Genomic DNA, 20,922 nt, shown 5'->3' on the forward strand with positions numbered 1-20,922 from the left:
GAAAAGTGGAAGTCAGCGGTCGCCGATCATCTCGCGGACGAAATCGTGCAGGAAGACGCGGCGCGTCGCCTTCAGCCGCTCGGCCTTCAGGATGTTGTGGACGAGCTCGCGGCATTTCTCAGCGTCATTGTTGATCAGCACATAATCATATTCGGCCCAGTGGCTGATCTCCGCGGCCGCGCGGTCCATGCGGCGCTGGATCACCTCGTCCGAATCGGTGCCCCGCGCGCGCAGCCGCCGCTCCAGCTCGGCCATCGAGGGCGGCAGGATGAACACACGCACGATGTCCGGATCGACCTGCTTCAGCTGCTGCGTGCCCTGCCAGTCGATGTCGAGCAGGACGTCGCGCCCGCTCTCGATCACCTTCAGCACCTCGCGCTTCAGCGTGCCGTAGCGGTGGCCGAAGACGTGCGCCCATTCGAGGAACTCGCCATTGGCGACCATCTCCTCGAACTTCTCGTCCGAGACGAAATAATAGTCCTTGCCGTCCACCTCGCCCGGGCGGATCGGCCGCGTCGTCGCCGAAACGGACAGGGCCAGCCCGTCGTCCGTCGCCATCAGCATGCGCGCGATCGTGGATTTACCGGCGCCGGACGGGCTCGACAGCACGAAGAGGAGGCCCCGCCGCAGGATGGCGCTTGCGATTTCCATGGGGGCCAGTGGCGGAGGAGTCACGGACTCGTCAAGGGCAGACGGGAGTCAATTATTCGCTAAGGTGGGGCCATGACGCGGATGGTGGCGCTTCTTCGGGCGGTCAACGTGGGCGGCCGCAAGCTGCCCATGGCAGAGTTCCGCCAGCAGGTCGCGGCGCTCGGCTGGCGGAATGTCGCGACCCACATCCAGAGCGGCAATGTCGTGTTCGACGCAGGCTGCAGTCCCGCCGAGGCGGAGGAAGCGCTCGAGGAACTCATCCGGAGGCACCATGGCTATGAGGCGCCGGCCATCGTCCGCACCCGCGCTGAATGGGCAAGCTATCCGCCCGGCAATCCATTCCCCGAGGCGGCGCGGGACACGCCCAATTTCCTGCTCATGCTCGTCGCCAAGCGGCCGGCCAAGGCCGATGCGGCCGAGGTCCTCCAAGCCCGCGCCACCGCCGGCGAGCACGTGAAAAAGGTCGGCGATACGCTCTGGATCCACTTCCCGAACGGCTCCGGCACGTCGAAGCTGACCCCCGCCTTGATGGACAAGGCGATCGGCTCCCCCGCCACCAGCCGCAATTACCGCACCGTCTGCACCTTGCTGGACATGCTGGACGGCTGATGGGCGCGAAGCTGATCCCGCTGCGCTACTGGTATTGGGCGCTGGCCGTGGTCGCGGTGATGGCAGCGATCCTGCTACTCATGGGCCGCAACCCGATCTGCACCTGCGGAACGGTGAAATTCTGGGTGGGCGAGGTCAACGCGCCCGACAACAGCCAGCATCTCGCCGACTGGTACGTGCCGAGCCACATCATCCACGGCTTCCTCCTCTATCTCGCCGGCTGGGCGCTGCTCCGCCGCTGGTCCGAGCCCGGGCACCGGCTGATCCTCGCCACGTTCATCGAGGCGGTCTGGGAGGTGGTCGAGAACAGCCCGTGGATCATCGACCGCTATCGCGAGGCGACGATCGCGCTCGGCTATACCGGCGACAGCGTGATCAACTCGATCTCGGACGTCGCCTGGATGATGCTCGGCTTCGGCCTCGCCCGGCGGCTGCCCATCTGGGGCACGATCGCCCTGGGGATCAGCTTCGAGCTGTTCACCCTCTACATGATCCGCGACAATATGACGCTGAACGTGCTGATGCTGTTCACGCCGATCGACGCGATCCGGACCTGGCAGGCGGGCGGCTGAGGCTCAGCGCATCCCCTGCAGCCGGCGAACATGGGCGATGTGGCCCTGGATGATCGGCACCGCGCCGGCCGCCGTGCGCCGGAGCGCCCGGGCGTCGCCGCGGCGGGCATAATTGCGGTGGAGCATCAGCGCCTGATTGTGGGCGGTGAACTGCTGGCTGAGATAGAGCCGGTCGAACATCGCCGGGCCGCTGCGCTCCAGCTGGCGGATCATGTTGCGCTGGACGGCCTCGAGCATCGGCGGCCGCACGGGCACGCCGTCGGCGCGGGCCGCAACGGTGACCTCGGCGGTGGTGCGGCGATGGTCGCGGATCAGCATCTGTGCCAGCTCGCGCACGTCTGCGCGCCGCGCCCGCCGCAGTGCGATTTCCGATGACCTGATCTCGTACAGGTCGGCCGCGCCGGCTTTCATCACATAATTGCGCGTCGCCCAGCTCGGTGCCCGCGCCCGCTGCGCCTGGACCTGCTCGCCTGACTCGAACGGCACTATCGCGGCGCCCGCGTAAAGGGCGAGGGCGGCCAATGGGGGAAGAAAAGCGGCTTTCATCTGGATGCCTCCTGTCGATCGGATCGCCCGCTCAACCGGCGCATCCCTCGGCAGTTTCCCTCGAAAGGCCCTTTCCTGATCTGCGTTACGACGATTACCGCCCGAGCATCTGCTCCGGGATCACCACCCGGTCGAAGGTCGCCTCGTCGACCAGGCCGAGCTCGATCCCCGCTTCCTTCAGGGTCAGGCCCTTCTTGTGCGCATGCTTGGCGATGGTCGCGGCATTGTCATAGCCGATCTCGGGGGCGAGCGCGGTGACCAGCATCAGCGACTTGTTCATCAGGTCGGCGATGCGGGTCTCGTCCGGTTCCATCTCGTCGAGGCAGCGGGCGGTGAAGCTCTCCATGCCGTCGCTGAGCAGGTTGATCGAGCGGATCACGGCCGCGCCGATCAAGGGCTTGAACACGTTCAGCTCCATATGGCCCTGCAGGCCGCCGACCGTCACCGCGACATGATTGCCCATCACCTGGGCGGCGACCATGGTCAGGCTCTCGCACTGGGTGGGATTGACCTTGCCGGGCATGATCGAACTGCCCGGCTCGTTCTCGGGCAGCTTCAGCTCGCCGAGCCCGCAGCGCGGGCCTGAGCCGAGCAGCCTGATGTCGTTGGCGATCTTGGAAAGCGAGACCGCGATGACGTTTAGCACGCCGGACAGCTCGACGAGCGTGTCGTGGCTGGCCAGCGCCTCGAACTTGTTGGGCGCGGTTTCGAAGGGCAGGCGCGTCAGCGTCGCCACCTGCGTGGCGAAGGCCTCGGCGAAGCCCTGCGGCGCATTCAGGCCGGTGCCGACCGCGGTGCCGCCCTGGGCCAGCTGGTGGAGCCGCGGCAGCACCGCCTCGACCCGCGCGATGCCGGATTCGATCTGCCAGGCGTAGCCGGAGAATTCCTGGCCGAGCGTCAGCGGCGTCGCGTCCTGGAGATGGGTGCGGCCGATCTTCACGATCCGGTCCCAGGCCCCGGCCTGCGCGGCGAGGCGGCGGTGGATGTTGTGCAGAGCGGGCAGCAGCCGCTGCGCGACCGAGCGCGCGGCGGCGATGTGCATCGCTGTCGGGAAGCTGTCGTTGGACGATTGCCCCTTGTTGACATGGTCGTTGGGATGAACCGGCGCCTTGCCGCCGCGATTGCCGGTCAGGATCTCGTTGGCGCGGCCGGCAATGACCTCGTTCGCATTCATGTTGGACTGGGTGCCCGAACCGGTCTGCCAGATGACGAGCGGGAACTGGTCGTCATGGTCGCCCGCCGCGACCTCGCCCGCCGCCTGCTGGATCGCCTCGGCCAGCTCGGCGTCGAGCCCGCCGATCCGCGCATTCACACGCGCCGCCGCCTGCTTCACGAAGCCGAGCGCATGGACGATCTCGCGCGGCATGCGCTCGTTCGGGCCGAAGGGAAAATTCTCGATCGAGCGCTGGGTCTGCGCACCCCAGTAGCAGTCCGCCGGGACGTCGATCGGTCCGAAGCTGTCGGTCTCGGTGCGGGTGGCGGCCATGATCGGGAGTCCCTTCGCGTTGTCGCGATCCCCTTATTGCTGCCTCATCGTCTCCGCAATCCATCCTGCATGGGCCGCCACGCTCGTATAGACCGTCACCGGCAGCGCGACCGCGCAGCCCGTGCCGAAACTCACCACGCCGATCACCCGGTCCATCCCGCGCCCGTCCGCGGCGACCAGCGGCCCGCCGGAATCGCCGATACAGGTCTCCTCGCGCCCCGCCGCAGCACAGAGCTGTCCGGAGGCGACCGCAACCCCGCCGAGCCGTTCCGCGCAGGCCGCCGCCGGCAGCGGCAGCACCGCGCCCTGGCGCAGCGGGCTTGTCAGCGGGAAGGCGCGCGTGCGCAGGTCCGCGACCAGCGCCAGGCTCCCCTCGTAGAGCGCGGCGAAACCGAGCACGGTGGCGCGGCCCGGCGGCGAAGTCTGGCCGGCGCCGGCCAGGTCGGCGATCAGCGGGCCGGCCGGCCGCTCGAGCCGCACGAGGGCGATGTCGTTCTGCCGGGTCGCGGCGTCGTAGCGCGGGTGAACGTAGACGCGGGCGATCCCCACCTGCGCCTCCTCCGGCACGTCCCGGAGCAACGTCGCTCCGACCTCGGCCCAGAGGCCGGACACGCCGAGCCGCGCGCCGCTGCGCAGCTGGAAGCAATGCGCCGCGGTCAGGATCCAGTCGGGCGCGACCAGGGTACCGCCGCAGAAATAGACGCGGTTGCCGCCGCTGACCCGGGACAGCGCCGCGACGAAGGGGTAGCGCATCATGTCTGCGGCGTCGCCGACCGGGGGCTCCGGAACATCCCGGGCATGGACTGGCACCGCGGCGAGCAGCGCGGCAGCGAGAAGGAAGGGCTTCGCCCTACTTCTTCCGGCTGAAATCGACCGAGACCACATTGGAGCCGTCCTCGATCGGCTCGGCGGCGGGCGGGTCGTTCTCCGCCTGGTCATGTTCCTCGACCTGCGCTTCCTCGGCGCGGGCGTGGAATTGCAGCGCGAAATCCACCGCCGGATCGACGAAGCCGGTGATCGCGGAGAAGGGAATGACCAGGCGGGCCGGCATCTGGTTGAAGCTGAGCCCGACCTCGAAGCCGTCGTCGCTGACCTTGAGGTCCCAGAAGCGGTTCTGGATGACGATCGTCATCTCGTCCGGAAATTTCTCGGACAGATGGCGCGGGATCTCGACGCCCGCCGCGCCGGTCTTGAAGGTGATGAAGAAATGATGGTCGCCGGGCAGCTGCCCCGTCGCCTCCACCTCGCCGAGCACCCGTCCCACCACCGCGCGCAGGGCCTCCTGCACGATCTCGTCATAGGGAATCAAACTGTCGGGCGCCTCGTCGCTCATGTCTGGACTGGTAGCGCTGTGGATAAAGGGGTCAAGGCACTCTATCCTGACCCGTGAGGAGAAGCTGATGCCGATCGACGCGACCTTGCCCTATGACGACAGCAATATCTTCGCGCGGATCCTGCGTGGCGAGATCCCCTCGAAGCGGGTCTACGAGGACGAGTTCGCCCTCGCCTTTCACGACATCAGCCCGCAGGCGCCGGTCCACATCCTGGTGATCCCGAAAGGGCCCTACGTCTCCTGGGACGATTTTTCCGAGCGCGGCTCCGCCGAGGAGATTGCCGGCTTCGTCCGCGCGGTCGGCAAGGTCGCGCGGGAGCAGGGACTGGTCGCGCCAGGCTATCGATTGCTCGCCAATGTCGGCGCCAATGGCGGCCAGGAAGTGCCGCATCTGCACGTCCATATCTTCGGCGGCCGCGGCCTCGGCCCGATGCTGGCGCGACAGGGCTGACGCCCGCCGATTACGGCTTGCCCCGTTCGATTTAGCGGCTAGGCTCCGCGCCCATAGAACCAGCGGCGGAAAATGGCCGCGGACAAGGGGAACGGACATGATCTTCGGGCGCCAAAAGCCTCTCGACGCGATCCTGGCCACCGCCGAAAGGAAAAGCCTGAAACGCTCGCTTGGCGCGTTCCAGCTGACCCTGTTCGGCATCGGCTGCATCATCGGTACCGGCATCTTCGTGCTGACCGCGGCAGGCGCCCAGAAAGCGGGCCCGGGCCTGATCCTCTCATTCGTCGTCGCCGGCGCGGTCTGCGTCGTCGCCGCCCTCTGCTATGCCGAAATCGCCGCGATGGTCCCCGTCGCGGGCTCGGCCTACACCTATACCTACACAGCCATGGGCGAGCTGCTCGCCTGGACGGTCGGCTGGGCGCTCGTGCTCGAATATGCGATCGCCGCCAGTGCCGTTTCCGTCGGCTGGTCGGGCTATTTCACAGGCACGATATTGAGAGAGACATTAGGCTGGGATATTCCGACCTGGCTTTCTGCCGGGCCGATCTGGCTCGGCGGCGTCGAGGGCGGCTTCATCAATCTGCCGGCGGTGTTCATCGCCTTGCTCGTCACCGGTCTGCTGATGATCGGCACCCGGGAATCGGCGATCTTCAACGCCGTCCTCGTGGCGATCAAGATTACCGCGCTGACGATCTTCTGCTTCCTCACCCTGCCGGCCGCGGAGGCATCGAATTTCGAGCCGTTCATGCCGGCGGGCCTCGTGGCGCTCGGCGGCGTCGGCGTGATCGGCGCTGCCTCCACGATCTTCTTCGCCTATGTGGGCTTCGACGCCGTGTCGACAGCGGCGGAGGAGACCAAGAACCCCCAGCGCAACGTGCCGATTGGCCTGATCGGGTCGCTCGGCATCTGCACCATTTTCTACATGCTGGTCGCGGCAGGCGCGGTCGGCACGATCGGCGGCCAGCCGATCATGGGCCCGAACGGGCTGCCGCTCGTCACCGGCTCGCCCGAACTGGCGGCCGCCTGCGCGTTGCCGCAGAATGCCGCCGCGCTGGTCTGCTCGAACGAGGCGCTCGCTCACGTCCTGCGCACGCTCGGCTATGCCGGGATCGGCAACATGATGGGCTATGCCGCCTTCATCGCCCTGCCCTCGGTCATCCTGATCCTGCTCTTCGGCCAGACCCGGATCTTCTTCGTGATGTCGCGCGACGGCCTGCTGCCCGAGCGGCTCTCTCGCGTCCATCCGAAGTGGCGGACGCCGCATGTCGTCACCGCCATCACCGGCGTCGTCGTCGCCTTCGCCGCGGCCTTCCTGCCGGTCGGCCAGCTCGCCGATATCGCCAATGCGGGCACGCTCTACGCCTTCATGATGGTGGGAATCGCGGTCTGGGTGCTGCGCAAGAAGGAGCCGAACCGGGAGCGCAAGTTCCGCGTGCCGGCGCTCTGGCTGGTGGCGCCGCTGACGATCGTCGGCTGCATCGGCCTGTTCGCCTTCCTGCCTTATGCGGCGATGGCCGTGCTGCCGATCTGGACCGTGATCGGCCTGGTCGTCTATTTCGGCTATTCCTACCGCTCCTCGCATCTCGGCCAGGGCCGGGTCGAGGTGCATGAGCCCGAGATCCACGACATCGAGCCGCCCATTCCGGGCGTGGACGAGCCGGAACGGGCCTGATGCCCGAGAGATGGGGACGGGAAAGGGAGGCTTTGGCGTCCCTTTTTCGTCGCGGCAGGGCGCGGTAGAAGGCCGCCATGGCCGGGACTCGCCCCTTCACGCTGGAAGGCATCGACCATGTCGTGCTGCTCGTCGACGACATGGCGGCGGCGCGCGCCTTCTACCTGGAGGTGATCGGCTGCACGGTCGAGAACGCCTTACCGCAATATGGCATGCTGCAGCTGCGCGCCGGCGCCTCGCTGGTCGATCTGGTGGACATTTCCGGGGAGCCGGGCGCCTGGGCGCGGCCGCCGGCACCGGGCGGCAGGAACGTGGACCATGTCTGCCTCGCCACCGGCCGCTGGGAAGAGGCGGCGATGCGCGCCTGGCTGGCCGCGCAGGGCGTCGCGATCATCGAGGAAGGCGTGAACAACGGCGCCCGCGGCGAGAGCCTCTCCTTCTACGTGAAGGATCCGGCCGGAAACACGATCGAGCTGACGGGGCCGCCGGAAGCAACCTGAACGCGGGGGCGGCGTTGGTCATGCGAAGGAGTTCGCCATGGCCACCACCCCGCAACCCGAAATGCCGCCCCAGCAGCAGCCCGCCCAGCCGACACAGGCGCCGGAGCCGGCCGCGACGCCGCCCGAAGTCTATCCGCCGCAGCACGACGTGGACGTGCCGGACACGCAGCATCCGGCGAGCCCCGGCCCCGGCGTCGGCTAGCTTCGGAGGCTAGCCAAGCCGCGCGGCGACCAGCGCTTTCAGGTCCGCCTCGGGCCTGGCGCCATAATGGGAGATGACCTCGGCCGCGGCGATCGCGCCGATACGGAGGCTCTGCTCCAGGCTCCGACCATTGGTGTAGCCGTAGAGGAAACCGGCGGCGAACAGGTCGCCGGCGCCGGTTGTGTCGACCACCTTGTCGACGGGCTCGGCGGCGACCGCGGCGCGCGCGCCGTCCCGAACGGCGATCGCGCCGAGTTCTGAGCGCGTGACGACCAAAGTCTCCACCTTGTTCTGGACCATCGCCACGGCGACGTCGAAATCCTCGGCGCCGGCGAGCATCCTGATCTCCGCCTCGTTGGCGAAGAGGATGTCGATCCGGCCATTGTCGAGTAGCTCGTTGAAGCCGTCCCGGTGGCGGTCGATGCAGAAGGTATCAGACAAGGTGAACGCCACCTTGCGGCCGGCCCGGCGGGCGATGTCGATCGCCTTCACCATCGCGTAGCGCGGCGTCTCCGGATCCCAGAGATAGCCTTCGAGATAGAGGACGGCGGCGCCCTCGATCTGCGCCTCGTCGAGCGCGGCGGGCGGCAGCAATTGGGCCGCGCCGAGGAAGGTGTTCATCGTCCGGTGCGCGTCGGGCGTGACCAGCACCATCGAGCGGGCGGTCGGCACCCCGAGATCGGCGGCCGGAGTGGTGAACTCGACGCCTTGGGCGGTGAGGTCGTGACGGTAAAATTCGCCGAGCTGGTCGGGCGCGACCTGGCCGATGAAGCCCGCCTTGCCGCCGAGCGCGGCGACGCCCGCCGCGGTGTTCCCCGCCGAGCCGCCGCTGATCTCCATTGCCGGGCCCATATGGTCGTAGAGCCGGGTCGCCTCCTCTGCGTCGATCAGGCGCATCATCCCCTTGGTGAGCCCCTCGGCCTCGAGAAAGGCGTCGTCGCAATCCGCGATGATGTCGACGATGGCATTGCCGATGCACAGCACGTCGAGGCGGGTGTCGGTCATTCAATTGGCTCCGCTGCGGGGAAAGCGCGCCCCTAGACGCCAGCCCCCGCGCGGGTCAACCGCGACGAGGCGCGAAACGGGCGGGTCCGACCGTCTCGACTCGCCGGCAAAAGCCTGTAAACCGTCGGCAAAACGGTGCGCGGGACGAACGGAATGAAGACGAACTGGCGGGATTTCGGGATCGGCATGGCCTCCGGCATCGCCTTGTGCTTCGTCCTCTATTTCGGCTGGGGGCTGATCAGCCCGAAACGGCCGGAGGCCGCCAACACGATCGCCGCGACCTCCAACGCCCCGGTCGGGATGGACGAGAATGCGCTGATCGCCGCCAATGCGGAACGGCCGACCAACACGACCGTGACGCCGCCGCCGCAGCTGGGGCCGGAGCCGCGCAACGAGGTGGAGCCGCCGCGTGTGCTGCTCGAGCCGGAGCCGCGGCCCGAGCCGCCCGTCGTCCGTCCCCGCCCGCGGCCGCAGCCCGAAGACGAGCCGCCGCCCGAGGATATCGGCCCCGACGACGATGACGGGGGCAAGCCCGATTATTGACGCCCGCCGCCGCGCGTCCGCATAGCGGTCCGGCATGAAATCCCTCGGCCTCTCCTTCCTGCTCGGCCTCCTCTCCGCGACCGGCCTCCAGCCGCTCGGGCTGTGGCCGCTGACCATCCTCGCATTCGGCGGTCTGCTCCTGCTGCTCGAGCGGGCCCCGTCCCTGCGTTCGGCGCTGGCCCGGGGCTGGTGGTTCGGGATGGGCCAGTTCGTGCTCGGCCTGAACTGGATCGCCACCGCCTTCACCTACCAGGCGGCGATGCCGGCCTGGCTCGGCTGGATCGCGGTCGTGCTGCTGTCGCTCTATCTGTCGGTCTATCCCGCGGCCGCCACGGGCCTCGCCTGGCGCTGGGGCAGGGCCCATCGGGCGGCGCTGGTGCTGGTCCTCGCCGCCGCCTGGATCGTCACCGAATGGCTGCGCGGCACGATGTTCACCGGCTTCGCCTGGAATCCGGTGGGCGTCGTCCTCATCGACAGCTGGGCCAAATGGCCGGCGCGGCTGATCGGCACCTATGGCCTGTCGGGGCTGGTCATCCTCTGGGCCGGACTGGCCTGGTGGGCGGCCCGGCACCGCAAACCGACGCTGGGGGTCGCCCTCGCGCTGCTGTCTTTCCTTCTCGCGGACCTGCGCGTCACCGGCAGCGCCGCCGCGCCGGAGCGGGACCCGGCCCGGCCCGCAATCCGCATCGTGCAGCCGAACATCCCGCAGGAGCAGCGCTGGGATCCGGTGCTGGACGAGCGCAACTTCATCAAGATGCTGCGCCTCACCGGCCAGCCGGACGGCCAGGCGCGGCTGATCCTCTGGCCCGAGGCGGCTGTCCCCTACAATCTCCATACGGACCGGCTCGCGCAGCAGCTGATCGCCTCGCGCATCGGCCCGCGCGACCTGTTGCTCACCGGCGGCATCGAGCCGGCGGAGCCGCCCCCCGGTGCGGAGGCGGCCGAATATAACAGCCTCTATCTGCTCGGCCCCGGCGCGCTGGTCCTCGGCCGCTACGACAAGGCGCATCTCGTTCCCTATGGCGAATATCTGCCGATGCGTCCCCTCCTGACCGCGCTCGGCCTCTCCCGCCTCGCCCCGGGCGCGGGCGACATCCTGGCCGGGCCGGGGCCGCGAACGCTCACTTTGCCGGGCTTCGGGCGGATGGGCGCGCAGATCTGCTACGAAATCGTCTTTTCGGGCGAGGTCGTGGACCGCGCCAACCGCCCGGACTTCCTGTTCAATCCCTCGAACGACGCCTGGTTCGGCGCCTGGGGCCCGCCCCAGCATTTCGCCCAGGCGCGGCTGCGGGCGCTGGAGGAGGGCCTGCCCGTCGTCCGCTCGACGCCGACCGGAATCACCGGCCTGATCGACGCCGAGGGCCGGATCGTCGAGCGCCTGCCCGCGCATGCGGAAGGCGTGATCGACACGCGCCTGCCGCCCGCCGCCGCCGCGACCCCCTTTGCCCGGCTCGGCAATCTGCTGCCCTTCGCCTTCGCTTTGCTGCTCGTCGCCGGCGCGATTGCAGTCAGGCGCAAAACGCGCTAGCGAGCCGCGCACATAAGGATATCTTTATATCCGCCTCTCCCGACTGAAGGACCCGCTTTGCCCATGCGCAGCAATTACCTGTTCACGTCCGAATCCGTCTCCGAGGGTCATCCGGACAAGGTCTCCGACCAGATTTCCGACGCGATCGTCGATCTGTTCCTCGGCAAGGATCCGGAGGCGCGCGTCGCCTGCGAGACTTTGGTGACCACGCAGCGCATCGTCATCGGCGGCGAGATCCGCTGCAAGGGCGCCTATGACGAGGAGCAGTTCGCCGACACCCATGGCTGGGCGCCGGGCGTCCGCGACGAGATCGAGCAGGTCGTGCGGCACGTCGTCCAGAAGATCGGCTACGAGCAGGACGGCTTCCACTGGCAGACCGCCAGCTTCGAGAATCACCTGCACGGCCAGTCCGCGCATATCGCCCAAGGCGTCGACGAGAGCGGCAACAAGGACGAGGGTGCCGGCGACCAGGGCATCATGTTCGGCTATGCGACCGACGAGACGCCCGACCTCCTGCCCGCCACGCTCTATTATTCGCACCGCATCCTCGAGCGGATGGCCAGCGACCGCCACGAGGGCGCTGTCAGCTTCCTCGAGCCGGACGCCAAGAGCCAGGTGACCCTGCGCTACGAGAATGGTGCCCCGGTCGCCGCCACCGCGCTCGTCGTCTCGACCCAGCACGCGCCGGGCTATTGCGACGACGGCCGCGAGGGCAGCGATGCGGCGAAATATGCCGAGCTTCGCGACTATGTCGTCGGCGTGATGGACGAGGTGCTGCCGGCCGGCTTCATCACCGACGAGACCAGGATCTACGTCAACCCGACGGGACGCTTCGAGATTGGCGGGCCGGACGGCGACGCCGGTCTCACCGGCCGCAAGATCATCGTCGACACTTATGGCGGCGCGGCCCCGCATGGCGGCGGCGCGTTCAGCGGCAAGGACCCGACCAAGGTCGACCGCTCGGCCGCCTATGTCGCGCGCTATCTCGCCAAGAACATCGTCGCCGCCGGCCTCGCCAAGCGCTGCACGATCCAGCTTTCCTACGCGATCGGCATTGCCGAGCCGCTGTCGCTCTATGTCGACCTGCACGGCACCGAGCGGGACGGCGTCACCGCCGAGAAGCTCGAGGAGGTGCTGCCGCGGCTGGTGCGCCTGACGCCGAAGGGCATCCGCACCCATCTCGGCCTCAACAAGCCGATCTATCTGCCGACCGCCGCCTATGGCCATTTCGGCCGGACGCCCGACGGCGACCTGTTCAGCTGGGAAAAGACCGACCTGGTCGACGCGCTGAAGGCGGCGCTCTGAGCGCCAATCTCTACGCGCTGTTCGAACGAGCGGCGTCCCTCGCCGGAGGGGCGCCGCTTTTCGTTGAGGGCGACAACGTCCGGCTGACCTATGCGGAGCTGGATCGCGCCGTCGGCGGCTATGCGGCCGCCCTGGTGCGGCTTGGCGCGGAGCCCGGCGACCGCATCCTCGTCCAGGCGGAGAAGTCGGTCGAGGGTGCCCTGCTCTATCTGGCCAGCCTGCGCGCGGGCCTGATCTACGTACCGCTCAACACCGCCTATACGGCGGCAGAGCTGGCCTATTTCATCGGGGATGCCGAGCCGAAGCTGGTCTTCGCGCCCGGCCATCTCGACCTCGCCGAGCTCGATGCCCGCCCGGCCGACTTCGAGACCGTGGCCCGCGGCCCCGACGATCTCGCCGCGATCCTCTACACCTCAGGCACGACCGGGCGCTCCAGGGGGGCGATGCTGAGCCACGACAATCTGGCGTCCAATGCTTTGGTGCTGAGGGACTATTGGCGCTGGCAGGCGGGCGACGTGCTGATCCACACTCTGCCCATCTACCATGTCCACGGCCTGTTCGTGGCGCTCCACGGCGCCTTGCTCAACGGCTCGACGATGCTCTGGCACAAGGGCTTCGACGCCGACGCGGTGCTCGCCGACATGGCGCGGGCGACGGTCATGATGGGCGTGCCGACCTACTATGTCCGCCTCGCCGCGCATCCGGGCCTGACGCGGGACGCGGTCAGCAACATGCGGCTGTTCGTCAGCGGCTCCGCGCCCCTGCTGGAAGCGACCTTCGCGGACTTCGAGGCGAAGACCGGGCACCGCATCCTCGAACGCTACGGCATGACCGAGGCGGGGATGATCTGCTCCAACCCCTATGAAGGGGAGCGCATCCCCGGCACGGTCGGCTTCCCGTTGCCGGGCGTCGAGGCGCGGATTCGCGAAGAGGTGCTGGAGATACGCGGTCCGAACCTGTTCAAGGGCTATTGGCGCAATCCCGAGAAGACCGCGGAGGACATGCGTCCGGACGGCTTCTTCGTCACCGGCGACATGGCGACCATGGCCGCGGACGGGCGCGTCGCCATCGTCGGGCGGGCGAAGGACCTGATCATCGCCGGCGGGCTCAACATCTATCCCAAGGAGATCGAGCTTGCGATCGACGCGGTGCCGGGCGTCGGCGAGAGCGCGGTGATCGGTGTGCCGCATCCCGATCTGGGCGAGGGTGTGGTCGCGGTGGTGACCCGGACCGATCCGGCGCTGGACGAGGCGGCGGTGCTGGCCGGAATCGCCGACCTTGCCCGCTTCAAGCAGCCACGGCGAATCCTCTTCGCCGAGGCGCTGCCGCGCAACGCCATGGGCAAGGTGCAGAAGGCCGCCCTGCGCGCGGCGCACAAGAACCTGTTCGGGGCCTAGCCTTCCTCCGAGCAGCGCACCCGCCAGGTCCGCCCGGCATAGCGGAGCGTCCCGGAATAGCTCCAGCCGCTGCGCTTCCAGGTCTCGAGCCGCAGAATCTCGTTCTCGGCACTGGCGTCGATGAGCGTGAGCCGCAGGGAATGGCGGTCGAGCCAGGACTGGCCGACGACCGGTGCGCCCTGCCCCTCTCCCGTGGTGAAGCCCCGGCCGCTTTGCTCGAGCCGGGCCTGGACGACGCCCGAGCCAGGGCCCGTGCCGACCACCAGCCAGAGCTGCGGCCCGTCGGTCGGGCTGATCGTCGAGCGGCAGCCGATCGTGCTGGTGGCGAAAGCAGGGGTGGCGGCGCAACCCAGGGCGGCCGCGGCAATGAACGTCGGACCTTTCACTTGTCTATTCCTCGTCATCTTCGTCCCAGAGGCAGCGGACCGGCCAGGCGCGCCCGCGCCAGGTCACATTGCCCACATAAGGGACGCCGCGGCGCGACGCATTCAGCACCAGGATCACCTGGCGCGTGCCGCCGGGCGCCACGCGCAGGTTGATGCGGCGCGGGTCGATGGCGCTTTGCGAAATCCACGGCCCGCTCCGCGTCCGCCCGGTGACGATCTCCTCCCGTCCGTGAACGATCCGCGCCTGGTCGATGCCGGCGCCCCGCTCGTTGGGCAGGACGAGCCAGATATCGGGGCCGCCGGCACGCGTGCGGCAGTGGATCGTGCTGGTGGCGAAAGCCGGAGTGGCGACCAGGAAAGCGGCCATTGCCGCAGTCAGGCTTGCGGTCTTCATGGCAGGCAGGATAGCAGGCCCGGGCCCCGACCGCCATGAACGATCCGCTCTCCATCCGCCGCCTCTACGGCCGCTCCAGGGGCCGCCCGCTGCGCGTGGGCCAGTCGGCGCTGGTCGAGGAGCTGCTGCCGGCCTTGAGCGTGCCCGAGGAGGGACCGCTCGATTCCGCCATATTGTTCGGCGATGACCGACCGCTCCATTTCGAGATCGGCTTCGGCGGCGGCGAGCATCTCGCCTGGCGCGCCGACCTGCTGCCGGATCATGGCTTCATCGGGGCCGAGCCCTTCCTCAACGGCGTCGCCGCGGCGCTCGGCCATATCCGCGACAGGCATCTCGCCAATGTCCGCCTCCACATGGGCGACGCGCTGGAGGTGCTGGAGCGGCTGCCCGACGCCTCGCTCCGCTTCGTCTATCTGCTCCATCCCGACCCCTGGCCCAAGGCCCGGCACGCCAAGCGCCGCATGGTCAATCACGGCCCGCTCGACCTGATCGCGGCCAAGCTGCAGCGCGGCGGCGAGTTCCGGCTCGGCACCGACGATCCGGTCTATTGCCGCTGGGCGATGATGGTGATGGGCCAGCGCGGCGATTTCGAATGGCTGGCGGAGAGCGCGAAGGATTTCCTCACCCGTCCCGGCGGCTGGCCGGAGACGCGCTACGAGGCCAAGGCGCGCCGCGAGGGCCGCGAGGTCTGGTACTTCCGCTATCGCCGCTGCTAGGCTGTCTCCATAACGAACGGGGAGACGCTCATGGCCGCCTATACCGTCTGCAGGGACCCAAAATGCGCGACGCTCGTCGAGGGCAAGGTCGCCGCCTGCCCGAAATGCGGCGGCGCGATGCGCACAGTGGGCGAATCGCCCTGGCGCGGGATCGTGCTGTTGATGTGCGGGCTGATCCTGCTGATCGGCATGGGCATGATCACGTGGAATCTCTACCCGTCGCTGACCAATCCGGGCGTCGACCTGCCCGACGGCTCCAGCTTCACCGGCACGGCCGAGCAGGCGCAGATTATCCTTTTGCTGTTCGCCGCGGTGATCGTGTTCGGGCTCGTGGCGACCGCCAACGGCGTCTACATGCTGATCACCAAGCAGCAGAGCAAGGCGTTCATGTTCATCTCGCTCGGCCTCGCCGCGGTGCTGCTGATCATCACCTTCGTGGCGATGGGCAAGCTCAAGGACGCCAGTGAGGACGAGCCGCGGCGGACCTATTCCACTTATTAGGAGCGGCCGGCGGGGGTCAGCCGGAGCAGCCGGCCGCCGCTCTGGCCGTCCTGGAGCAGCCAGATCGAGCCATCCGGCGCCTGCTCGACCTCGCGGATGCGGGCGCCCATCGGCCACTGGTCGGCCTTGCGGGCATTGGTGCCGTCGAGGTCGACGCGGATCAGCGCCTCGCCCGACAAGGCGCCGATGAAGGCGTCGCCGCGCCAGGCCGGGAACATCGCGCCCGAATAGATCATCAGACTGGAGGGCGAGATGGAGGGCGTCCAGAACACCTTGGGCGGCTCGAAGCCGTCGCCGGGGCGGTGATCGGGAATGTCGCGGCCACCATAATGGCTGCCATTGGAGGCGCGCGGATAGCCGTAATTGCTGCCGCGCGTGACCAGGTTCAGCTCGTCGCCGCCCTCCGGCCCCATCTCCGTATTCCAGAGCCGGCCCTGCCCGTCGAACGCCAGGCCGAGCAGGTTGCGGTGGCCGAGTGTCCAGATCTGCGCGGTGACGCCGCCGCGGCTGCTCCACGGATTGTCCGCCGGCACCGAGCCGTCATCGTTGAGGCGGACGACCTTGCCGAGATTGCCGCTCATGTCCTGCGCCGGATCGAAATGCTGGCGCTCGCCCGAGGAAATGTAGAGCTTGCCGTCCGGGCCGAAGGCGATGCGGTGCGAGAAATGGCCGCCGCCGGTCAGCTTCGGCGCCTGGCGCCAGATCACCTGCAGGTCGCTGAGGCTGGCGCCGGATTCGCTGAGGTTGAAGCGGGCGCGGCCGACCACGGCGCCGCGCGTCTGCCCCTCGCCGGCCTCGATCCAGCTCAGATAGACGAGCCGGTTGTTCGCGAAGCCGGGGTGGAGGACGACGTCGCCGAAGCCCCCCTGCCCGCCATAGGAGATTGTGGGCACGCCCGTGACGTCGAGCACGCGGCCATTGGCGCGGCGCAGTTTCAGCGTCCCCCGTTTCTCGGTGACGAGCAGGTCGCCGCCCGGAAGGAAGGTCATCGCCCAAGGCTCGCTGAACTGGCCGAGCGTCTCGACCTGGAAAGGACGGTTCTGCGCCGAGGCGGTGCCGCCGGCGCCGCCGCAGGCGGTGGCGAGTAGCAAAGCGGGGAGCAGGGAGCGGACGCGGCGCATCGTCATGTTCCTTTCGTCGAGCCCCCGCGAAACGTTCCCAAAGTGGCGCGGTGCCGTCAAGCCGCATTGCCCCTGCGGCACCCCGGGATTCTCTCCGCCGGCGAAAACGACTAGGGTGGCGGCATGACGCGCCTCGTCCTGCTCGCGCCTTTGCCCTTCCTGTCCGCCTGCGCCATCATCCCGCGCCCGTCGGACCCGCAGGCGCTGTTCTGGCAGGATCTCCAGGCGCTTTGCGGCCAGGCCTATCCCGGCCGCGTCGTCTCGACCGATCCCGACGACGGCCAGCTGGCCGCGGCAACGCTCGTCCTCCACGTCTTCCGCTGCGCGCCGAACTCGGTGAGGATCGCGTTCCACGCCAGCCAGGACGCCTCGCGCGTCTGGGTGGTGGCACGGACGGCCAATGGCCTCAGCCTCACTCATGTGCATCGCGACGAGGCCGGACGCGAGGAGGTGCGCAGCGGCTATGGCGGCACCACTTCGGCCCCGGGCAGCGCGCGGCGGCAGCTCTTCCCCGCCAACGCCCGGACCCGCGCCCTCTTCCGCCGTGAGGGCATCGCCGAGGCGGCGACCAATGTCTGGTCGCTGGAGATCGTGACCGGGCAGCTGCTCGCTTATGCGATCGACCGCGCCGGGCGGCATCTCAGGATCGAGTTCGACCTAGGCCGGCCGGTCCGCACGCCGGGGCCAGCCTGGGGCGAACGTTAGAGCCTGCCTCAAAGCCGCATCATTCCCCTGACCGGCTGGCGCGTGCCGCACGACTGCTCGACCAAAGGTGCGCCGGCGGCGAGCAGGGCAGCGCGACGGCCCTTTGGATCGGTGCTGAGCTGCGCATCCTCGAACGGCTTGAAGCGGGCGAAGCAGTCATGGGCGAGGGTGCGGGTGACGAAGGCGGCGGTCTTCGGCCAGCGCACGGCATCGATCGTGAAGCGGGCATAGGCGGCGTTGCGGAAGAAGCTGGCGATGGCGATGTCGGCAATGCCGATCTCCCCGAACAGAAAGCCCTCGGCCGGCACCTGGCCTTCCAGATAGTCGAGCACCGCGGGCACGTCCTCGGCCAGCGTCCTCTCGATCCGCTCGGCATCGCCCGGCTCTCCCCAAACCAGGGGACAGACGATCTTCTGGTAGAACAGTCCCCAGATGAAGACGTCCCCCATGCGCGTGTCGGCATATTCCTCCAGCCAGCGGGCGCGGGCGCGGTCGGCGGGGTCGGCCGGCAGCAAGGGGTGGCCGGGGAAGGTCTCGTCGAGCCAGGCGCAGATGATCGTGCTGTCGTTGAGGACGAGGCCGCCATGGATCAGCACCGGGATCCGGCGCAGCGGCGACAGGCGGGCGAACTCGTCGTCGCCGAAGAAGGGCGTGATCGGGTCGATCTCGTAATCCTCGATCCCCTTCAGCGCCATGCAGGCGAGGACCTTGCGGACATAAGGCGAGACGTAGCTGCCGATGATCTTCATGCAACTGGTCCTGTCATGCGTCCACCTCATGCCGTCGTTGTGCCAGCCGGTCTTCGAGCGCCTCCCGCAGCCTGTGCAGTGTTTCGCGCGCCGCGTCGAGCGGACAGCCCGAGAGCGGACCGGCAAGACTGGCGAGCGCCGCAGTCTCCCGCTGACGCAGCGCCTGCCAGGCCCGCTCACCGGCCTCGGTGGGCCCGATGATCGGGGAGCGCCGGTGAGCCGGGTTAGACCGGACTTCCGCAAGCCCCATCCGGCGCAGCTGGTCGACACTGGCCTGGATCGACTGCCGCGTCATGGTGCGTCCCGCCGCTATTTGCGGCACGGTTCGGGGTCCCTTTTCACAGAGGTCCTGAAGGATCGCGCGCAGCGACATCGTGAGGCCGTGCTGCGCGGCGCCGAGCGCAGCGAGCGCTTTCAGCAGCTCGAATGATCGCAGGATTTCGCCGGCGATATCCGCTATCGCCTCGCCGGCCGTTCCGGCCGGATCCCGCTCACTCCGCTTCACGCGCTGCCGAGTCACGCCGTCTCCACCCCGTTCCCATTACCGGTGAGGCGAGCAGCCATAGCAAAGACGCGGCCCGCTCGTCTGCGCATTCGTCGAGCCCGACGCGCTGCGCCGCGAGCGCATCCGCCGGCTTGCGCCGCCAGGTTCCGAACAGACGATCCCAGATCGACAGCGTCGAGCCGAAATTGCTGTCCGTCTCGCTCTGCAGCGGAGAGTGGTGGACCCGGTGCAGATCCGGCGTCACCAGCAGCCAGCCGAGGCCGCGGTCCAGCCACGGGGGCAGGCGGACGTTCGCGTGACTGAAGACGGCCATTGCCGCCTCGGCCAGCTCGTAGCTCAGCACCGCGAGCGGATCGAGGCCAAGCAGCAGGACGAAGACGAGCGCGATCCCGTTGACGATTGCGGGTTCGACAGGATGGAAGCGCGCAGCCGTGCTGACGTCGAGCCTCGGATCCAGGTGATGGACCCGGTGGATGCGCCAGAGCCACGGGGCAATGTGCATCGTGCGATGCGTGGCATAGGCAATCAGGCTTCGGGCGAGGATGGTCAGCACGAAGGCTGCCGCGGGAGCGAGGCCGAGAAGATTCAGGACCCCGAAATCGCGCTGCGAGGCCAGTCCGGCGGCGGCGACCAGCGTGACCGGCATCAGGCCGTTCACGAGAATGAAAAGCAGGGTCAGCGCGCCGTTGGTGCGCCAACGTCGGCGTCGCTGCTGCGGCTCCAGGCTGCGCGCGGCCAACACCTCCAGTATCGCAAGGACGATGAAGCTTGCCGCGAAGATGCCGAGCAGGGCCGGGCCGCCGTCGGTCAAAGCTGCAGATGAACCGAAAGACATGACAGGGACGCTGTCATTTTGACAGCGTCCCTGTCAATAAGCGCTTTTCCCTACTTCCAGGCGATCGCGGCGCTGCACGGACCCGAGAGATGCAGGATCTCGCAGCGCCTGAAGCCGGCCTCGAGGCACCACGAGGTGAAGTCCGCGCCGGTGAAGTCGAAGGCCTCGCCGAACTCGATCAGCATGTTCAGCGACATCATCAGCCCGAACGCATTTTCGCGGCGGGCGTCGTCGATGATGTTCTCGATCGCGACGAAGGCGCCGCCCTCGGGCAAGGCGCGGTAAGCCTTGGCGATGAGCATCTTCTTGTGCTCGAGATTCCAGTCGTGGAGGATCATCCCCATGGTGATCAGGTCCGCCTGCGGGAACTCGTCCCTGAAGAAGTCGATCTCGCCTGCGACGACGCGGCCCTCGAGGCCGGCCGCCTTGATGTGCCGCTCGGCGATCGGCTGGACGACCGGGAGGTCGAGCGTGCGGCTGGCGAGGTGCGGATTGCGGGCCTGCACGATCGAGGCGAGCTGGCCGGTGGCGCCGCCAATGTCGACATGGCTGGCGAAAGGCGAGAAATCGAACTTTTCGGCGAAGGCCTCGAAATTGGCTCTGGAGACGCCGGTCATCGCGCCCATGAACTGCTCGAGCCGGCCCGGATCGGCATAGAGCTCGTCGAACATCGCCTTGCCGTTGCGCTTGATCTCGTTCTGCGGCTTGCCGGTCTGCAACGCCGCCGTGAGGTCGGCCCAGAAGGGATAGAGGCGGGCGTTCGCCATTTCGAGCAGGCCGCCGACATAGCGGGGGCTGCCCCGGTCCAGATAGAGCGCGGTGGCCGGCGTGTTCTGGTAGCGCGCCTCCGGGCCGTCGCCCTGCCGGCCGAGCAGGCCGAGCGCGACGAGCGTGTCGAGGAAGTCCCGGGTCGCGCGCGGATGCAGGCCGAGCGCATCCTCCAGCGCGGCGCCGGTCTGCGGGCCGTCGGCGAGGATGGTGAACAGGCCGAGCTCGACCGCGCTGAGCAGGGTCTTGGAGGGCCAGAAGCCCATGCCGATCTGCATGATCTGCTCGGGCGAGGGATCGGCCTGGACGGCGGGACGGGTTTCGGCGAGGGCAGCGGACATTCGTCTTCTCCTGGGGGACGGGGTCGGCGGACCGCTTGATCCGGGCCGAAGACGAACGCCCGCGTCTTGCGACGAAGCCCCCGGCATCCTGCGACGAATGC

General features: G+C 68.4%; 26 protein-coding genes. 13 read left to right on the plus strand and 13 right to left on the minus strand.

The features are described from left to right. Window positions 1–12: 12 nt before the first annotated feature. Window positions 13–651, minus strand: coding sequence for a guanylate kinase (gene gmk, locus VEC11_RS15430; RefSeq protein ID WP_464133564.1), 639 nt, complete (start codon window positions 649–651; stop codon window positions 13–15). A gap of 72 nt (window positions 652–723) precedes the next feature. Here gmk and VEC11_RS15435 point away from each other — a divergent pair, with 72 nt between their 5' ends. Continuing rightward, a complete protein-coding gene (locus VEC11_RS15435; protein ID WP_464133568.1) occupies window positions 724–1,260 on the plus strand; it encodes a DUF1697 domain-containing protein in 537 nt (178 codons plus the stop codon). Continuing rightward, the gene (locus VEC11_RS15440) at window positions 1,260–1,832 is read left to right on the plus strand and encodes a DUF2585 domain-containing protein (RefSeq protein ID WP_464133573.1); all 573 of its coding nucleotides are present in this window, start codon (window positions 1,260–1,262) and stop codon (window positions 1,830–1,832) included. Before VEC11_RS15435 ends, VEC11_RS15440 begins: the two co-directional genes overlap by 1 nt. Before the next feature lie 3 nt (window positions 1,833–1,835). Here VEC11_RS15440 and VEC11_RS15445 read toward each other — a convergent pair whose 3' ends face one another. The 4 genes from VEC11_RS15445 to VEC11_RS15460 form a co-directional block, all read right to left on the minus strand. After that, complete coding sequence (locus VEC11_RS15445; RefSeq protein WP_464133580.1) at window positions 1,836–2,318, minus strand: DUF4142 domain-containing protein; 483 nt, start codon at window positions 2,316–2,318, stop codon at window positions 1,836–1,838. A 154-nt stretch (window positions 2,319–2,472) separates the two neighbouring features. Continuing rightward, on the minus strand, window positions 2,473–3,864 hold the full coding sequence (gene fumC / locus VEC11_RS15450; RefSeq protein ID WP_464133584.1) for a class II fumarate hydratase: 1,392 nt from the start codon (window positions 3,862–3,864) through the stop codon (window positions 2,473–2,475). Window positions 3,865–3,897: 33 nt separating this feature from the next. Continuing rightward, window positions 3,898–4,803: a S1 family serine peptidase gene (locus VEC11_RS15455; RefSeq protein WP_464133588.1), complete on the minus strand. Its 906-nt coding sequence runs from the start codon at window positions 4,801–4,803 to the stop codon at window positions 3,898–3,900. Then, window positions 4,715–5,197 carry an SspB family protein gene (locus tag VEC11_RS15460; RefSeq protein WP_464133592.1) on the minus strand — a complete coding sequence of 161 codons (483 nt, stop codon included), beginning with the start codon at window positions 5,195–5,197 and terminating at the stop codon, window positions 4,715–4,717. The genes VEC11_RS15455 and VEC11_RS15460 overlap by 89 nt, the downstream gene beginning before the upstream one ends. A gap of 67 nt (window positions 5,198–5,264) precedes the next feature. Between VEC11_RS15460 and VEC11_RS15465 the strand changes: the two genes are divergently transcribed. From VEC11_RS15465 to VEC11_RS15480, 4 genes are all read left to right on the plus strand, one after another. Further along, window positions 5,265–5,648, plus strand: coding sequence for a histidine triad nucleotide-binding protein (locus tag VEC11_RS15465; protein ID WP_464133596.1), 384 nt, complete (start codon window positions 5,265–5,267; stop codon window positions 5,646–5,648). Window positions 5,649–5,745: 97 nt separating this feature from the next. Further along, window positions 5,746–7,320, plus strand: a complete 1,575-nt coding sequence (locus tag VEC11_RS15470; protein WP_464133600.1) for an amino acid permease — start codon at window positions 5,746–5,748, stop codon at window positions 7,318–7,320. A gap of 77 nt (window positions 7,321–7,397) precedes the next feature. Next, the gene (locus tag VEC11_RS15475) at window positions 7,398–7,820 is read left to right on the plus strand and encodes a VOC family protein (RefSeq protein ID WP_464133605.1); all 423 of its coding nucleotides are present in this window, start codon (window positions 7,398–7,400) and stop codon (window positions 7,818–7,820) included. 37 nt (window positions 7,821–7,857) lie between these two features. Further along, a complete protein-coding gene (locus tag VEC11_RS15480; protein WP_464133610.1) occupies window positions 7,858–8,022 on the plus strand; it encodes a hypothetical protein in 165 nt (54 codons plus the stop codon). Between the two features lie 9 nt (window positions 8,023–8,031). On the opposite strand, the gene VEC11_RS15485 is transcribed toward VEC11_RS15480, so the two are convergent. Continuing rightward, window positions 8,032–9,027, minus strand: coding sequence for an adenosine kinase (locus tag VEC11_RS15485; RefSeq protein ID WP_464133615.1), 996 nt, complete (start codon window positions 9,025–9,027; stop codon window positions 8,032–8,034). 153 nt (window positions 9,028–9,180) lie between these two features. On the opposite strand from VEC11_RS15485, the gene VEC11_RS15490 reads away from it, so the two are divergent. The 4 genes from VEC11_RS15490 to VEC11_RS15505 all read left to right on the plus strand — a co-directional run bounded on the left by VEC11_RS15490 (window position 9,181) and on the right by VEC11_RS15505 (window position 13,800). Continuing rightward, window positions 9,181–9,570 (plus strand): hypothetical protein, encoded by a 390-nt coding sequence (locus tag VEC11_RS15490; RefSeq protein WP_464133619.1) that lies wholly within the window; start codon window positions 9,181–9,183, stop codon window positions 9,568–9,570. A 34-nt stretch (window positions 9,571–9,604) separates the two neighbouring features. Further along, window positions 9,605–11,098: an apolipoprotein N-acyltransferase gene (gene lnt / locus VEC11_RS15495; RefSeq protein WP_464133623.1), complete on the plus strand. Its 1,494-nt coding sequence runs from the start codon at window positions 9,605–9,607 to the stop codon at window positions 11,096–11,098. Between the two features lie 63 nt (window positions 11,099–11,161). Further along, the gene (metK, locus tag VEC11_RS15500) at window positions 11,162–12,403 is read left to right on the plus strand and encodes a methionine adenosyltransferase (protein WP_464133628.1); all 1,242 of its coding nucleotides are present in this window, start codon (window positions 11,162–11,164) and stop codon (window positions 12,401–12,403) included. A gap of 17 nt (window positions 12,404–12,420) precedes the next feature. Continuing rightward, a complete protein-coding gene (locus tag VEC11_RS15505) occupies window positions 12,421–13,800 on the plus strand; it encodes an AMP-binding protein (protein WP_464133810.1) in 1,380 nt (459 codons plus the stop codon). Here VEC11_RS15505 and VEC11_RS15510 read toward each other — a convergent pair. Together VEC11_RS15510 and VEC11_RS15515 are read right to left on the minus strand one after the other, a co-directional pair. Further along, a complete protein-coding gene (locus VEC11_RS15510) occupies window positions 13,797–14,186 on the minus strand; it encodes a hypothetical protein (RefSeq protein ID WP_464133633.1) in 390 nt (129 codons plus the stop codon). The two genes, VEC11_RS15505 and VEC11_RS15510, sit on opposite strands and share 4 nt — an antisense overlap. Window positions 14,187–14,190: 4 nt before the next feature. Continuing rightward, window positions 14,191–14,580 (minus strand): hypothetical protein, encoded by a 390-nt coding sequence (locus tag VEC11_RS15515; protein WP_464133638.1) that lies wholly within the window; start codon window positions 14,578–14,580, stop codon window positions 14,191–14,193. 35 nt (window positions 14,581–14,615) lie between these two features. Between VEC11_RS15515 and trmB the strand changes: the two genes are divergently transcribed. Further along, entirely contained in the window at window positions 14,616–15,296 is a 681-nt protein-coding gene (gene trmB, locus VEC11_RS15520; RefSeq protein ID WP_464133644.1) for a tRNA (guanine(46)-N(7))-methyltransferase TrmB, read from the plus strand. Between the two features lie 30 nt (window positions 15,297–15,326). After that, window positions 15,327–15,797, plus strand: a complete 471-nt coding sequence (locus VEC11_RS15525) for a hypothetical protein (protein WP_464133649.1) — start codon at window positions 15,327–15,329, stop codon at window positions 15,795–15,797. Here the strand turns inward: VEC11_RS15525 and VEC11_RS15530 are convergent. Next, window positions 15,794–16,918 carry a PQQ-dependent sugar dehydrogenase gene (locus VEC11_RS15530; RefSeq protein WP_464133653.1) on the minus strand — a complete coding sequence of 375 codons (1,125 nt, stop codon included), beginning with the start codon at window positions 16,916–16,918 and terminating at the stop codon, window positions 15,794–15,796. The genes VEC11_RS15525 and VEC11_RS15530 overlap by 4 nt on opposite strands. Window positions 16,919–17,041: 123 nt before the next feature. On the opposite strand from VEC11_RS15530, the gene VEC11_RS15535 reads away from it, so the two are divergent. Continuing rightward, entirely contained in the window at window positions 17,042–17,623 is a 582-nt protein-coding gene (locus tag VEC11_RS15535; RefSeq protein WP_464133660.1) for a hypothetical protein, read from the plus strand. Between the two features lie 8 nt (window positions 17,624–17,631). On the opposite strand, the gene VEC11_RS15540 is transcribed toward VEC11_RS15535, so the two are convergent. The 4 genes from VEC11_RS15540 to VEC11_RS15555 form a co-directional block, all read right to left on the minus strand. Further along, complete coding sequence (locus tag VEC11_RS15540; RefSeq protein ID WP_464133665.1) at window positions 17,632–18,372, minus strand: glutathione S-transferase family protein; 741 nt, start codon at window positions 18,370–18,372, stop codon at window positions 17,632–17,634. A 13-nt stretch (window positions 18,373–18,385) separates the two neighbouring features. After that, window positions 18,386–18,892 carry a MarR family winged helix-turn-helix transcriptional regulator gene (locus tag VEC11_RS15545; RefSeq protein ID WP_464133671.1) on the minus strand — a complete coding sequence of 169 codons (507 nt, stop codon included), beginning with the start codon at window positions 18,890–18,892 and terminating at the stop codon, window positions 18,386–18,388. Then, a complete protein-coding gene (locus tag VEC11_RS15550) occupies window positions 18,864–19,688 on the minus strand; it encodes a sterol desaturase family protein (RefSeq protein WP_464133676.1) in 825 nt (274 codons plus the stop codon). Before VEC11_RS15550 ends, VEC11_RS15545 begins: the two co-directional genes overlap by 29 nt. Window positions 19,689–19,762: 74 nt before the next feature. Beyond that, complete coding sequence (locus tag VEC11_RS15555; RefSeq protein WP_464133680.1) at window positions 19,763–20,821, minus strand: methyltransferase; 1,059 nt, start codon at window positions 20,819–20,821, stop codon at window positions 19,763–19,765. Window positions 20,822–20,922: the final 101 nt, after the last annotated feature.

It is taken from the genome of Allosphingosinicella sp. (assembly GCF_035626655.1).
Classification (GTDB): Bacteria; Pseudomonadota; Alphaproteobacteria; order Sphingomonadales; family Sphingomonadaceae; genus Allosphingosinicella.